We start from the raw sequence: 13,067 nt of genomic DNA, 5'->3' as shown, positions 1-13,067 counted from the left end.
GTCGCGCCGCGGCGGCGGACGCGACGCCCGGTCCGGAGGCCCTGGCCGGCGGCGCCACCGACCCGCCCGGCCCGGCCGACGCGGCGGTGCCCGCCGCCGGTGACCCGCCCGGCCCGGCCGCCGCGCTCACCGAGCGGGAACGCGCGATCATCGCCTTCGAACAGCAGTGGTGGCGGCACGCCGGTGCCAAGGAACAGGCCATCCGGGACACCTTCGGCCTCTCCGCCACCCGCTACTACCAGTTGCTGAACGCGCTGCTCGACCACCCGGCCGCGCTGGCCGCCGAGCCGGTGCTGATCGGACGGTTGCGCCGGTTGCGCTCCTCCCGGTCCCGCAACCGCCGCCGCTGACCGCGTCGCCCCGCCCCCACGCCTACCGGAACGCGTGCAGGTGGCGCCGGACCCAGTCGGCGAAGGTACGCGGGGCGCGGCCCAGGATCCGCTCCGTGTCCGGGCTGATCCGCTGCTCCGCCGGGGTCGGCTCGCCGAGGATCGCCAGGGTCCCGTCGACCACGGGCTCGGGCATGAACCCCAGCAGCTGCGCGCGCGCCTCCGCCGGCGTCTGTTCGACGAACCGGACCGGCTGCCCCAGCGCCTCGGCGATGTCCCGGACCCGCTGCCGCGGCGTGGTCAGGGCCGGCCCGGTCAGCTCGTAGATCTGGCCGCCGTGCCGCTCCTGCCGCAGGACCGTGGCGGCGACCTCCGCGATGTCGGCCGGGTCGACGACCGGCAGGCCGACGTCGCCGAAGGGCGCCGCCACCGTGCGTCGGGTCCGCACCGAATCCGCCCAGGCGTACGCGTTGGAAGCGAAGCCGCCCGGCCGCAGGATGGTCCAGGACAGGCCGGATCGTTGGACGACCTCCTCGATGCCGCGCAGCGGCGCGTGCGAGACGGACCGGGGGCGCGTCCCGGCGGCCTGCGAGGACAGCAGGACGATGTGCTCGACCCCACCGGTCTTCGCGACGTCGAGGATGTCGTCGGGGTCCAGCTCGGCGCCGGCGCCGGCGACCAGCAGGAACAGTGCCCGGGCTCCGTCCACCGCGGGGCGCAGGGTCTCCGGTTCGGCCAGATCGGCCCGGTGGTGCCGCGCTCCGTCCGGGATGGGCACCGGCGACGTTCCTCGGGACACCGCGGTCACCTGCTCACCGGCGCTGGTCAGTACTTCCACGAGTACGCGGCCGACGTTGCCGGTCGCCCCCGTCACCACGATCATCATCGGCTCCTCTGCGTCGATTGCCACCCATGCCGTTGCTGGGTGCGATCCGCGCCGGTCCGGTCTCCTCGGCGCGACCCGGAGAAGCTAACACCGTCGGTATAGTAGGTACCTACAGGAAAGTGACTATGTGGAGGGCCAGTGCAGAGCGACCGAGCCACCTGGGCGCCCTCGGCGTCGGCCGACCCCGAGCAGGCCTGTCCCGTCGCCCCGGTCGTGGACATCGTCTTCAGCCGGTGGACGACACCGATCCTGTGGACGCTCAACTACCAGGGGCGGCAACGTTTCGTCGAGTTGCAGCGGCGGATCACCAGCATCACGCCGAAGGTGCTGACCCAGCGACTGCGGCAGCTCGAACGCGACGGGCTCGTCGTGCGCACCTACCACCCGGAGGTTCCGCCCCGGGTCGAGTACGAGATCAGTGACCTCGGTCGCAGCCTCGCCCCGCTCTTCGCCCACCTGGCCGAATGGGCCACCAGTCACCTCGACGACGTGGAACGCGCACGGCGCGCCTACGACACGACGCAGCGGTAAGTTCCCGGTCCGCGGCCGGCGGATCGTGCCGACCTGATCGGCACGTGCCCGGCCGTCCTGGTCGACCGCCGTCGCACCCGCCGAGCCGTCCGCCCCGCGCACCGACCGTCGGTCCGGATTTCGAACCTGCCCCGATGCCCGGGACGGAATGCCGGCGAGCCGTGCGGGTAGGCGGATGGCGTTCCGGGCCGCGAGTCTCGCGGCCGGTCCACGTTCCGGGGCGCGACCGCTGCCCCGGGGCCGACGGAGGGAGCGGGCTAATGACGGGGATCAACCCGAGCCGGCCACCGGACGGTGCTACCGGCGCCGGGCAGCAGGCCCGGCAGCAGGCGTCGCGGGTCGGGCACCAGGCGACCCAGGCCGGCGGGCAGATGGCGCACGCCGCGGCCGAGCAGGGCGGCCACGTCGCCCACGAGGCCCGGCAGCAGATGCGGAACCTGACCGGCGAGGCCAACACCCAGTTGCGCGGCCAGGCCCATGCGCAGAAGCAGCGGGCCGCGGACGGCCTGCGCGGGTTCGGCCGCGAACTCAGTTCGATGGCGGAATGCAGCCAGGACTCCGGGATCGCCGCCCAGGCGGTCCGTCGGGCAGCCCACGCCGCCGAGCAGGCGGCCGGCTGGATCGAGCACAACGAGCCGGCGGCGATGATGGACGACGTGCGCGCGTACGCGCGCCGGCATCCGGGCACCTTCCTGGCCGGCGCGGCGGTGGCCGGTCTGCTGTTCGGGCGGCTCACGCGGAGCCTGACCGGGGGCGGCGACGGCCGGGGCGCGCCGAGCGAAGCGCCGCACCCGGGTGCCGCCGGTGTCCAGCCCGGTGAGATGCCGGCCGGACAGCGGCCCTACGAGCGGACGGTCACCGCGCCGTACGAGGCCGAGTCGCCCTACGTGGGTGCGTCCCGGGTGCGCAGCTCGACGCCGCCGGGCCGGCCGGAGGGCGAGATTCCCGGCGGGGTGGCGCCATGAGCGCCCCCGAGAAGGAGCGGACCCAGGCGTCCGTCGGCGAACTGTTCGGCGACGTGACCCGGGACTTCTCCACGCTGATGCGTAAGGAGATCGAGCTGGCCAAGGCGGAGCTCCGCGAGGAGGCGAGCCAGGCCGGCAAGGCCGGTGGACTGTTCGGCGGCGCCGGTCTGGCCGGCTTCCTGGCCGTGCTGTTCGTGTCGTACGCGGTGTGGTGGGGCTTGTCCAACGTGATGGACCAGGGCTGGGCCGCGCTGCTCGTGGCGATCGCCTGGGCCGTGATCGGGGGTGTCCTGCTCGCCAACGCGCGCGCCAGGCTGCGCGAGATGCGCGGCGTGCTACCCCGTACGCAGGAGACCGCACGGCAGTTGCCGAACGCGATACGTGGCCGGTGAACCGACCGGGAGGGAGCAGACGATGTCCGATCCGGACCGGATCCGGTGGGAGATCGAGAACACCCGGAACGAGTTGAGCAGTGACATCGACGCGTTGGCCGACCGGGTCAACCCGCGACGAATGGCCGGTGAGCGTGTCGGGCAGGCCCGTGGCGCGCTGACCAGGGTGAAGGAGAAGGTGATGGGTGCACAGTCGGACGGGCACGGCGCCAGCCAGCGGATGTCCCAGGCCACGGGCGCGGCCCGTCAGTTCGGGCAGCAGTCGCGTGAGCAGATGTCGCACGCGGCGGGTTCGGCCCGTCAGTTCGGGCAGCAGTCGCGCGAGCAGATGTCGCACGCGGCCGATTCGGCCCGCCATCTCGGGCAGCAGTCCCGCGAGCAGGCGCAGGGCAATCCACTGGCCGCCGGCCTGATCGCCTTCGGCGCCGGGCTGCTGGTGTCGTCCCTGATCCCGCCCAGCCGCCCCGAGCGGCAGTGGGCCGGGCAGGCCCGTGGCAAGGTCAGCGAGCACTCGGACATGCTGCGTCAGCAGGCCAGTCAGATGGGTCACCAGGTTCGCGACGGCATGCGCGACAGCATGCGTGAGCCGGTGCGGCACGCCGCGTCGTCGGTGGGCTCGACCGCGATGCACGGCGCGTCGTCGGTGGGCTCGACAGCGATGCACGGCGCGTCGTCGGTGGCGCACGAGGGCCGGTCGGCCGCCCACCAGATGCGGGAGCAGGCGCATGAGGCAGCCGACGACCTCCGCCGCCGCTGAGGCCACCCGGGTCGTGGGGGCGGCGCGGACGATGCGGGTAAGCTCCGCGTCCGCGCCGCCCCCCGGCCGTGCGCTCAACGAGGACCTGGTCTTCCGGTTCGGGCCGCTGGTCGGGGTGCTGGACGGCGCGACCGTGCCGGAGGGCTTCGACACCGGCTGCGTGCACGGACCGTCCTGGTACGTCCAGCATCTGGCCGCCCGGCTCGGGCTGGCCGAGGCGGCCCGGCCGACGGCCACCCTGATGAGCAACCTCGCGGCGGCGATCCTGGCCGTCCGGTCCGACCACGGCGACCTGTGCGACCTGGACCATCCGGGCACCCCGTCCAGCACCGTCTGCCTGCTGCGCGACGGTGGCCACCACGTCGACTACCTGGTGCTCTGTGACAGCCCGCTGGTGCTCGACGCCGGCGGGCAGGTGAGTGTGGTCTCCGACGAGCGGCTGGACGTCGCGATGGGCGAGCTGCGCGAGACCGTGGCCGCGATGCCGGCCGGCCCGGCCGACCGGACCACCCGGTTCCGGCAGGCCGTCGCGGTGCAGCGGGAGCGGATGAACCGCACCCACGGCTACTGGGTGGCCGCCGCCGACCCGGACGCCGCGTTCCACGCGGTGGCCGGCACGCTGCCGCTGCGCGGCCCCGGCGCGGTACGCCGGGCGGTGCTGCTCAGCGACGGCGCCTCGGCGGTGGTGGAGCAGTTCGGGCTGCTCGACTGGGCGGGGCTGCTGGACGTGGTGACCGCCGAGGGTCCGGGCGGGCTGCTCGACCGGGTGCGGGCGGCCGAGCGCGACCACCCGGACCGGTTGCGCCGGCACAAGCCGGCCGACGACGCCTCGGTGGTGCTCTGCGAGTTCGACACCGAGGCTTCCTGACCGTGGGTCACCGGGCGGCGTCGCCGTCCGCCGGGCGGTTGTGGCCCGGCGGGTGCGCGGCGGCCTGATCGTGGTCGCCGCGGCGGCTGTCCGGGCCGGCCGCCGCCAGCCGCCGGCGGCGCAGTTCGGTCTCCTCGGCCTCGAGGGCCCGTTCCTCCTCGAACTTCTCCTCCCGCAGCCGCTGCCGGTGCTGCCGCATGCGGAGGGTGTCCACGGCCGCGACGAGCACGATCGCCACCACCAGCAGCGCCAGCGCCCCGAACGGCGCGAGCGCGGCGCCGACCGGGACCAGCGCCGCCAGCACCACCAGCGAGACCACCTGGAACCGGCTCATCCAGTGCAGGGTGCGGCGTTGGAAGCCGAGCACCGCCAGCAGGTAGACGATCACGCCGCCGTGCAGTAGGAGGACGTCGACAGCGTCGACCCGCTCCCGCAGGCCGGCGCTCGCGCTTTCGGCGATCGCGGCCAGTGTCCGTTTCAGGCCGAGGGAGAACAGGATGATCCCGAGAATCATCGGCAGGTGCAGGTAGCTGTACGCGTCGCGGGCCAGGGCTATCCGGGCCCGTCCGTGGACGCGGTGCATTGCCCGTTCACCGGCGATCGCCCGACTGTCGAAATACACCCACCACAGGGCGGCGATCACCGCGATGCCGAGGGTCGCCGCCCAGATCACCGGCCAGGTGAGCGGCAGGCCGGCCGACAGGCCGGGGCCCACGCCGAGCGAGATGATCGACTCGCCGAGCGCGATCAGGATGATCTGGGCGTGCCGTTCCGCCCAGTGCCCGGCCGAGACGATGGTCAGGCCCTCGGTCCGGGTGCGCTGGCCCATCACGTACGCGACGGCGATCGCGAGCACCCAGAGCGCGACCCGGACGGCGAGTTCGGCGGTGCCGTCGAAGAGCCGCTGCGGCACCAGCGCGGCGACCAGCAGCAGCGTCACGGTGATGAACGGCGGCCCGGCCAGCCGCCGCCAACGCGGCCGCAGCTTCGGGTCGTTGCGGACGGCGTACCAGAAGGCCAGCACCTGGAGGTCGCGGACCACCAGGTAGCAGGCCGCGAAGACCAGGTCGCCGGGGAGCCCGGGCGGGTCGTCGCTGAACGCCTCCGGCACCGACAGCGAGGCCACGAAGATCGCCGCCATGGTGGCGAAGCCGAACAGGGGCATGACGCCCCGGTCGGCGCGGACCGCGTTGCCCAGGGTGGCGAAGCTGGTCCAGGCGAACCAGAGCAGCGCGAGCACCAGGATGCCGCCGACCAGACCGCCCTGGCCGAGGGTCTTGGCGGAGGCGTTGGTGACGTTGATGAACGCGAAGACGAAGACGAGGTCGTAGAAGAGCTCCAACCGGGTGACCTTGGCGCCGGGGGCGGCCGGTTGCAGCCGATGCGTGCCCACCAGCTGCTGGTCGGTGCTCACCGACCAAGTCTCGCAGCGACAGCCGCCGGTCACCGGGACAAATCCGAAGAATCCTCAGGTCAAGTGGATCGCCCGGGTACGGCGCGAGCCCGGCCCCGCTGGACGGGGCCGGGCTCGACGATCGCCCGGCTCAGTACGCGGCCAGCACCGAGCCCTGGTACTTCTCCGCGATGAACGCCTTCACCTCGGCGGAGTGCAGCAGCTGCTCCAGCTTGACCACCCGCGGGTCGTCCTCGTCGCCGTCGCGGACCACCACCAGGTTCGCGTTCGGGTTGTTCTCGGCCTTCTCCAGCGCGAGCGCGTCGGTGGCCGGCTTCAGGCCGCTCTCGATCGCGTAGTTGCCGTTGATCACCGAGGCGTCGGTGTCGTCCAGGCTGCGCGGCAGCTGGGCCGCCTCCAGCTCCTTGAACTCCAGCCGCTTCGGGTTGTCGGCGATGTCCCGCTGGGTGGCGGCGACCCCGGCGCCGTCCTTCAGCGTGATCAGGCCGTGCTGGGCGAGCAGGTTGAGCGCCCGGCCCGAGTTGGTCGGGTCGTTGGGGATCGCCACCACCGCCCCGGTCGGCAGGTTGGCGAGGCTGTCCACCTTCTTCGAGTAGAGGCCCAGCGGCTCGATGTGCACCGGCTTCAGCGCGGTGAACGCGTAGCCCTTGGACTTCTCCTCGGTCTCCAGGTAGGGCACCGTCTGGAAGTAGTTGGCGTCGAGCTGCTTCTCCTGGAGCGCGCGGTTCGGCTGGACGTAGTCGGTGAACTCGACGATCTCCAGCTTCAGCCCGGCCTGCTCGGCGAGGTTGTCCTTGATGTAGGTGAGGATCTCCCCGTGCGGTACGGGGCTGACGCCGACCTTCAGCGCTGCGTTCGGGTCGCTCGCGTCGCCGCCGTCGGCCCCGCACGCGGCGAGGCCCAGGGCGAGCGCGGCCGCGGCGAGGGTTGCGGTGATGCGTCGCACGGTTTTGCCTTTCTTCGGATCTGACCAGCCCGCCCGTCGAGGGCGGCGCCGGGTGGTCGGGTCGGCCGCACCGGTGGGCGCGGGCCGGTTCCGGCCGGCCGGGTGGGCCTGCGCCGGAGTTCACTCGTCCGGGGTCACCGGTGGGAGAGTCTTCGGGTGATCACGTCGCCGACCACCTGGACCAGCTGGACGAAGGCGACCAGCAGCACCACGGTGGCGATCATGACGTCGTTCTCGAACCGCTGGTAGCCGTAGCGCAGGGCCAGGTCGCCGAGGCCCCCGCCGCCGATCACCCCGGCCATCGCCGAGTAGCCGATCAGCGCCACCACGGTGAGCGTGAAGCCGGCGACCAGGCCGGGTCGGGCCTCGCGGAGCAGCACCTTGCCGACGATCTGCCGGCGGTTCGCGCCCATCGCCCGGGCCGCCGCGATGACGTCCCGGTCGACCTCCCGCAGCGCGGTCTCCACGATCCGGGCGTAGAACGGGATCGCGCTGACCGTGAGCGGGACGATGGCGGCGGTGGTGCCGATGGTGGTGCCGACCACCGCCCGGGTGACCGGGATGATCGCCACCAGCAGGATGATGAAGGGCAGCGAGCGGCCGACGTTGACGACCAGCCCGAGCAGCGCGTTCACCGGCCGCGCGGGCAGCAGGCCGTCGCGTCCGGTGAGTACCAGCAGGACGCCGACCAGCAGCCCGCCCAGCGCCGAGAGCAGCGCCGCCACGGCGACCATGTAGGCGGTCTCGCGCAGCCCCTGGGTCAGCAGCGGCACGAGGTCGTCGGCGATCACGCGGCCACCTCCACGGCGAGCCCGGCGGCGCGCAGGTGGGCCACCGCCGGGGCGGTCCGCTCGGCGTCGCCGGGCAGGGCCAGCCGCAGCCGGCCGGCGCGTCCGCCGGCGAGCTGCTCGACGGTGCCGCCGAGGATCCGGGCGTCGAGGTCGAAGCGGCGGGTCAGCTCGGCGACGAAGGTGATGTCCGCGTCCGGGCCGGCCACCGTGACGTCGACGACCGTGCTGCCGGGCAGCGCCGGGGGCGTCCCGAGCGGGAAGACCTCGGCCGCGAGTTCCGAGCCGGGCCGGGCGATCAGTTCGGTGACCCGACCGGACTCGGTGAACCGGCCGTCGCGCATCACCGCCGCCGAGTCGCAGAGCCGCTTGACCACGTCCATCTCGTGGGTGATCAGCAGGATGGTCAGCCCGAGCCGCCGGTTGAGGTCGCGGAGCAGGCCGAGGATCGAGCGGGTGGTCTCCGGGTCGAGCGCCGAGGTCGCCTCGTCGCAGAGCAGCACCTTCGGTCGTCCGGCCAGCGCCCGGGCGATGCCGACCCGCTGCTTCTGCCCGCCGGAGAGCTGGGCCGGGTAGGCGTCGGCCCGGTCGGTGAGCCCGACCAGGTCGAGCAGTTCGGCGACCCGCCGCGCCCGCTCCCGGCGGGGCACACCCATCACCTCCAGGGCGAAGGCGACGTTGCCCGCCGCGGTGCGGGAGCCGAGCAGGGCGAAGTGCTGGTGGACCATGCCGATCCGCTGCCGGGCGGCGCGCAGCGCGTCCCCGCCGAGCGCGGTCAGCTCCACCCCGTCCACCGTGACGGTGCCCTCGTCCGGACGCTCCAGCAGGTTGACGCAGCGCAACAGGGTGCTCTTGCCGGCACCGCTGCGCCCCACCACGCCGAACACCTCGCCGGGGCGTACCGAGAGGCTGACACCGTCGACCGCGACCACGGACCGCCCCCGACCGCGGTACGTGCGGCGCAGCCCGTCGAGCTCGATCACAGCTGATCCCGTCCTCGTCGCCTCGGGGCGGGAGTCGTCGCTCCCGGATTGTCTACCGGCTCAGTAGGTTAATCCGCAGATCCGCGTTTGACAGCGGAGCGTGAGGCGAAACACGATCCGGCCCGACCGGCCGATACCTTCCGACGTACCGGCAGTCGGCGCCGAACGGGGTGGACTTGGGCCGGTGGGAGCGGCAGACTGCGGCACGTGGCGGGAACGGTCCGGCTGGAGCCGGTGGACGAGCGAAACCTTGAGCCGTTGCTCTCCGTAGCGGCGGCCGAGGCGGAGCCCGGCGACGTCATGCCGCCGGTGGAGGCACCGGCGGGGTGGTCGCACGCCCGCCGGGAGGCGTTCCGGGAGTTCCACCGGGCCAGTTTCGGCGGGCTGGCCGGCCCCACCCGCACCCAGATGTACGCGATCCTGGTCGGCGGTGAGGTGGTCGGCATGATCCGGATGGCCCGCCGGGACGAGCCGGGCGCGGTCGAGACCGGGATGTGGCTGGGCCGGTCCGCGCGCGGCCAGGGGGTGGGCGCGGCGGCGCTGCGTGAACTGCTGAACGAGGCGGCGGCGGCCGGTATGCGACTCGTCGTCGCGGAGACCACCCGGGACAATTCCGGGGCGATCGCGGTGCTTGAGAAATGCGGCGCTAAATTGCGCGAGGACGGCGATCGGGTGCACGCCGAGATATGCCTCGATTCGACGCCGCCGACTTTCTGATTCCGCTTTAGTCACTTACTGCCTTCTTGGCGTTGACGCTGTTCATCCGGGCATCTCTGTCCGTAATGCCGGTTTGGTGAATCGAGCTGTCCGAGCCTCCGTCGCTGACCGGGTGCACCGGTCGCGAATGTTTTGCGGATTGGCCACCGGGTACTGCCCGCCGGGTCCGCTAAATGGGGCACCTGATTTTTGCGGCCCGGCTTGCGCTGTTTCCCCGGTAGCTCATTCGGCCGCTGCCGATCAGGTGTCTCTGCGCCGGGGAGTGAAGGAGAGTTGATGAACAGCGGAGCACGAATCGGGTTGGCGGTCGGCTTCGGCTACCTGCTGGGTCGCCGACGCAAGCTGCGTACCGCGCTGACCCTGGCCGCCGCGGTGGCGATCGGCCGGGCCAGCCGGGACCCGGGCGGGCTGCTGGGTCGGGCCACCGACCTGTTGCAGTCGTCCCCCCACTTGAGCAACCTCGGCCACCTCGGTAAGCCGCTCGCCTCGGCGGGCAAGGCGGCCGCGACCGCCGCCGCCGGCAGTGGCATCGACGCGATCAGCGGGAAGCTGCGCGGCTCGGCCGACGCGCTGCGCCGCCGGGCCGCCGGCCAGACCGACGACGGCGACCGGTCGGACGACGCCGACCGGCCCGAGGACGACGAGGACCGGCCGCAGCGGGAGACCGCCGGGTCCGGTCGACGGGGGCGGTGAGCATGGCGGAGACGAATCCGGGCGCCCTCGCCGGCAAGGTCCGCGGCCAGCTCGTCGACGACGTCAAGGACCTGGCGAGCGCCATCGGCGAGCGCGCGGTCGCCGCTGTCACCGAGCGGATCACCGGCGCGACCGGCCGGCTCAGCGAGTACGCGAAGCAGGGTGGCGGGCCGGGCCTGATCGCCGCCGCCACCGGTGCGCAGAAGCTGGCCGAGGGCAGCTCACCGGTGAAGGCGATGTTCCATGCCGGGCTGGCCGGCGGTAAGGAGAAGGTGATGTCGGCCATCGGCCGGGGTGGCAAGGGTGGCCGGAAGCAGAAGCAGAAGGTCACCAACATCGTGGAGACCATCGAGGTCGGTGTGCCGGTCCGGGTCGCCTACAACCAGTGGACGCAGTTCGGCGACTTCCCGAGCTTCATGAAGAAGGTCGAGAACGTCGACACCGACTCGGACGAGAAGCTGACCTGGAAGGCGCAGGTCTTCTGGTCGCACCGGACGTGGGAGTCCACCATCGTCCGGCAGATCCCGGACAAGTTGATCCACTGGCGTTCCAAGGGCGAGAAGGGCTCCGTGGACGGCACCGTCAGCTTTCACGAGCTGACGCCTGACCTGACCCGCATCCTGGTCGTGCTGGAGTACCACCCGCAGGGCCTCTTCGAGCACACCGGCAACCTGTGGCGGGCCCAGGGCCGCCGGGTCCGGCTGGAACTCAAGCACTTCGTCCGGCACGTGATGACGCAGACCGTCCTCGACCCGGACGCGGTGCAGGGCTGGCGCGGCGAGATCCAGGACTCCCAGGTGGTCAAGGACCACGACACCGCCCTCCGCGAGGAGCAGGAGCAGCGGGAGGAGCAGGCGCAGCGCGAGGAGCAGGAGCGGCGTGGGGAGCGCGCCGAGCCCGAGGAGCGGGAGCGGCCCGAGCGGGAGCCGCGCGGGCGGCGTGGCCGCCCCGAGCCCGAGCCGGAAGAGGCCGAGGAGGAGCCGGAGGAGGCCGAGGAGGAGCCGCGCGAGGAGCGGCCCGCCGCGCGTGGCCGCCGCCGCCCGCCCGCGCGCCGTCGGCCGCCCGCCGAGGAGGAGTACGACGAGTACGAGGACGAGTACGACGACGAGTACGAGTCCTACCGGGAGGGTGAGCCGGACGAGGCGCCCGAGGAACAGCCCAAGCCGCGCCGCCGCGCGCCGGCCCGTCGGGAGGAGCCGCGGGAGGAGACGCCCCGCCGCCGTCCGGCAGCACGCCGGGCCCCGGAGGCGCCGCGCCGGCCGGTGGTGCGCCGTCGTCGGGAGGAGCGGGACGAGTGACCGTAGCGACAACAGGTGGAGAGCAGGCCGGCGGCGCGCTGGAGCGCGGCGGCGGCAGCCTCGCCGACGTGGTGGAGACCGTGCTGGACAAGGGCGTGGTGATCGACGCGCAGGTGTCGGTCGCCGTGGTCGGCATCCAGCTACTGGAGATCAACGCCCGGATCGTCATCGCCAGCGTCGAAACGTACCTGCGCTTCGCCGAGGCGGTCGACCGGTTCGACATCACTCCGAAGAACCAGAAGGGCCTGCCCGATCTGGTCGAGGGCGCCTCCGGCGCGGTCGGCAAGGGCAAGGCCATGTCCGGCCTCGGCAAGGCGGCCAAGGAGATCAGTGGCGCGGTCGCCGACTCGCTGGGCGACCGGGACACCGACCGGGACCGGGAGCGCCCCCGCCGGCGGCGCCGGGACGAGGAGCGCTGAGATGGCCGAGGAGACTGGTCTGTTCATCTACGGCATCGTGCCCGGCGACGTGGAGCCGACCGCGGACGCGATCGGCGTGGGCGAACCGCCGGGGGAGGTGGACGCGATCCGGCACGGCGAGCTGGCCGCGCTGGTCAGCGAGGTGCCGCTGGAGGGTCCGCTGGGCCGCCCGGCGGACCTGACCGCGTACCAGGAGCTGCTGGACGGCACGGCGGCGGTGGCGCCGGTGCTGCCGGTGCGGTTCGGCACGGTGGTGACCGGGGCGGACGCGGTGGCCGACCTGCTGGAGGCGCACCAGGACAAGTTCGCCGCCGCCCTCGACGAGTTCGAGGGCCGGATCCAGTACATCGTGCACGGCCGCTACGAGGAGCCGGCGCTGATCGGTGAGGTGCTGGCCGACAACCCGGCCGCCGCGGAGCTGGCCGACCAGGTGCGCGGGCAGCCGGCCGAGGCCACCCGGCCGCAGCGCATCCGGCTCGGCGAGATGATCAGCCAGGCGGTGGAGCTGCGCCGGGAGGCGGAGAACCGGCAGCTCCTCGACGAGTTGGGCGGGCTCGCGGTGGCCACCGCGCCCCGGGCACCGAGCAACGAGCTGGACGCGGGCGCCGCCGCGTTCCTGGTCGACCGGGACCGCGAGGACGAGTTCGTGGACGCGGTCGAGGCGTACGCCGAGCAGCGCCGGGACCTGATCCGGACCCGGCTGCTGGGTCCGCTGGCACCGTACGACTTCGTCAGCGCGCACCAGCTGGTGGAGTGACCGGTGGACATCCTCTGGGCGCTGCTGACCCTGCCGTACGCGCCGGTGCGCGGGCTGACCGCGGTGGTCAAGGTGATCGCCCGGGAGGCGGAGTCGCAGCAGTACAGCCCGACCAGCATCCGGCGCGAGCTGGAGGAGCTGGACGCGGCGGCCGCCGCCGGCGACATCACGCCGGAGGAGCGGGACCGCGGGCAGCAGCAGGTGCTGGATCGGCTGACCGGCACCGCCGGGGGGCGGCCGGCCCCGGGCCGCGAGGCGGACACCCGCAGCGCGGCCCGGGGCCGCCCCGCCGCCCGGCGCGGCGCCGCCGGCGAGGACCCGGGG

At 73.3% G+C, this 13,067-nt stretch carries 17 protein-coding genes; 12 read left to right on the top strand and 5 right to left on the bottom strand.

All coding sequences use genetic code 11. From position 1 onward, the window contains the following. A partial coding sequence (locus DLJ47_RS31730; protein ID WP_233258131.1) for a DUF3263 domain-containing protein occupies window positions 1-350 on the top strand: 350 nt, incomplete at its 5' end. Between the two features lie 22 nt (window positions 351-372). Here DLJ47_RS31730 and DLJ47_RS31725 read toward each other — a convergent pair. After that, window positions 373-1,239, bottom strand: coding sequence for an NAD(P)H-binding protein (locus DLJ47_RS31725; protein ID WP_233258130.1), 867 nt, complete (start codon window positions 1,237-1,239; stop codon window positions 373-375). Between the two features lie 114 nt (window positions 1,240-1,353). Here DLJ47_RS31725 and DLJ47_RS31720 point away from each other — a divergent pair, with 114 nt between their 5' ends. From DLJ47_RS31720 to DLJ47_RS31700, 5 genes are all read left to right on the top strand, one after another. Then, complete coding sequence (locus tag DLJ47_RS31720) at window positions 1,354-1,746, top strand: winged helix-turn-helix transcriptional regulator (protein ID WP_109905587.1); 393 nt, start codon at window positions 1,354-1,356, stop codon at window positions 1,744-1,746. A gap of 260 nt (window positions 1,747-2,006) precedes the next feature. Next, on the top strand, window positions 2,007-2,711 hold the full coding sequence (locus DLJ47_RS31715) for a hypothetical protein (RefSeq protein ID WP_109905585.1): 705 nt from the start codon (window positions 2,007-2,009) through the stop codon (window positions 2,709-2,711). Beyond that, a complete protein-coding gene (locus DLJ47_RS31710; RefSeq protein WP_109905583.1) occupies window positions 2,708-3,103 on the top strand; it encodes a phage holin family protein in 396 nt (131 codons plus the stop codon). The genes DLJ47_RS31715 and DLJ47_RS31710 overlap by 4 nt, the downstream gene beginning before the upstream one ends. Before the next feature lie 22 nt (window positions 3,104-3,125). Continuing rightward, the gene (locus DLJ47_RS31705; RefSeq protein ID WP_109905589.1) at window positions 3,126-3,860 is read left to right on the top strand and encodes a DUF3618 domain-containing protein; all 735 of its coding nucleotides are present in this window, start codon (window positions 3,126-3,128) and stop codon (window positions 3,858-3,860) included. Beyond that, on the top strand, window positions 3,829-4,728 hold the full coding sequence (locus tag DLJ47_RS31700; RefSeq protein ID WP_109905581.1) for a hypothetical protein: 900 nt from the start codon (window positions 3,829-3,831) through the stop codon (window positions 4,726-4,728). Before DLJ47_RS31705 ends, DLJ47_RS31700 begins: the two co-directional genes overlap by 32 nt. A 7-nt stretch (window positions 4,729-4,735) precedes the next feature. Here the strand turns inward: DLJ47_RS31700 and DLJ47_RS31695 are convergent, their stop codons facing one another. The 4 genes from DLJ47_RS31695 to DLJ47_RS31680 all read right to left on the bottom strand — a co-directional run bounded on the left by DLJ47_RS31695 (window position 4,736) and on the right by DLJ47_RS31680 (window position 8,859). Beyond that, entirely contained in the window at window positions 4,736-6,142 is a 1,407-nt protein-coding gene (locus tag DLJ47_RS31695) for a low temperature requirement protein A (RefSeq protein ID WP_109905579.1), read from the bottom strand. Window positions 6,143-6,272: 130 nt separating this feature from the next. Further along, entirely contained in the window at window positions 6,273-7,088 is an 816-nt protein-coding gene (locus DLJ47_RS31690) for a MetQ/NlpA family ABC transporter substrate-binding protein (protein ID WP_109905577.1), read from the bottom strand. 134 nt (window positions 7,089-7,222) lie between these two features. Then, the gene (locus DLJ47_RS31685) at window positions 7,223-7,879 is read right to left on the bottom strand and encodes a methionine ABC transporter permease (protein ID WP_088996303.1); all 657 of its coding nucleotides are present in this window, start codon (window positions 7,877-7,879) and stop codon (window positions 7,223-7,225) included. Then, window positions 7,876-8,859, bottom strand: a complete 984-nt coding sequence (locus DLJ47_RS31680; protein WP_109905575.1) for a methionine ABC transporter ATP-binding protein — start codon at window positions 8,857-8,859, stop codon at window positions 7,876-7,878. Before DLJ47_RS31680 ends, DLJ47_RS31685 begins: the two co-directional genes overlap by 4 nt. 207 nt (window positions 8,860-9,066) lie before the next feature. Here DLJ47_RS31680 and DLJ47_RS31675 point away from each other — a divergent pair, with 207 nt between their 5' ends. The 6 genes from DLJ47_RS31675 to DLJ47_RS31650 form a co-directional block, all read left to right on the top strand. Continuing rightward, on the top strand, window positions 9,067-9,576 hold the full coding sequence (locus DLJ47_RS31675) for a GNAT family N-acetyltransferase (RefSeq protein WP_109905573.1): 510 nt from the start codon (window positions 9,067-9,069) through the stop codon (window positions 9,574-9,576). Window positions 9,577-9,852: 276 nt separating this feature from the next. Next, entirely contained in the window at window positions 9,853-10,269 is a 417-nt protein-coding gene (locus DLJ47_RS31670) for a hypothetical protein (protein ID WP_146228245.1), read from the top strand. Window positions 10,270-10,271: 2 nt separating this feature from the next. Further along, the gene (locus DLJ47_RS37685; protein WP_109905569.1) at window positions 10,272-11,567 is read left to right on the top strand and encodes an SRPBCC family protein; all 1,296 of its coding nucleotides are present in this window, start codon (window positions 10,272-10,274) and stop codon (window positions 11,565-11,567) included. Continuing rightward, entirely contained in the window at window positions 11,564-11,986 is a 423-nt protein-coding gene (gene gvpJ / locus DLJ47_RS31660) for a gas vesicle protein GvpJ (protein WP_109905567.1), read from the top strand. The genes DLJ47_RS37685 and gvpJ overlap by 4 nt, the downstream gene beginning before the upstream one ends. Before the next feature lies 1 nt (window position 11,987). After that, window positions 11,988-12,743, top strand: coding sequence for a GvpL/GvpF family gas vesicle protein (locus tag DLJ47_RS31655; protein ID WP_109905565.1), 756 nt, complete (start codon window positions 11,988-11,990; stop codon window positions 12,741-12,743). Window positions 12,744-12,746: 3 nt separating this feature from the next. Then, on the top strand, window positions 12,747-13,067 hold a 321-nt coding region (locus DLJ47_RS31650), incomplete at its 3' end, for a gas vesicle protein GvpG (RefSeq protein WP_109905563.1).

Origin of the sequence: Micromonospora sp. S4605 (assembly GCF_003176715.1) — a bacterium.
Classification (GTDB): Bacteria; Actinomycetota; Actinomycetes; order Mycobacteriales; family Micromonosporaceae; genus Micromonospora; species Micromonospora echinaurantiaca.
The sequence above is the reverse complement of the archived record's forward strand: the minus strand, read 5'-3'. Positions and strand labels throughout refer to the sequence as shown.

Bases quoted from the DNA above. Each gene is read 5' to 3' on its own strand.
- DLJ47_RS31715 (WP_109905585.1), top strand. From the start codon at position 2,007: ATGACGGGGATCAACCCGAGCCGGCCACCGGACGGTGCTACCGGCGCC.
- DLJ47_RS31710 (WP_109905583.1), top strand. From the start codon at position 2,708: ATGAGCGCCCCCGAGAAGGAGCGGACCCAGGCGTCCGTCGGCGAACTG.
- DLJ47_RS31705 (WP_109905589.1), top strand. From the start codon at position 3,126: ATGTCCGATCCGGACCGGATCCGGTGGGAGATCGAGAACACCCGGAAC.
- DLJ47_RS31700 (WP_109905581.1), top strand. From the start codon at position 3,829: ATGAGGCAGCCGACGACCTCCGCCGCCGCTGAGGCCACCCGGGTCGTG.
- DLJ47_RS31670 (WP_146228245.1), top strand. From the start codon at position 9,853: ATGAACAGCGGAGCACGAATCGGGTTGGCGGTCGGCTTCGGCTACCTG.
- DLJ47_RS37685 (WP_109905569.1), top strand. From the start codon at position 10,272: ATGGCGGAGACGAATCCGGGCGCCCTCGCCGGCAAGGTCCGCGGCCAG.
- DLJ47_RS31655 (WP_109905565.1), top strand. From the start codon at position 11,988: ATGGCCGAGGAGACTGGTCTGTTCATCTACGGCATCGTGCCCGGCGAC.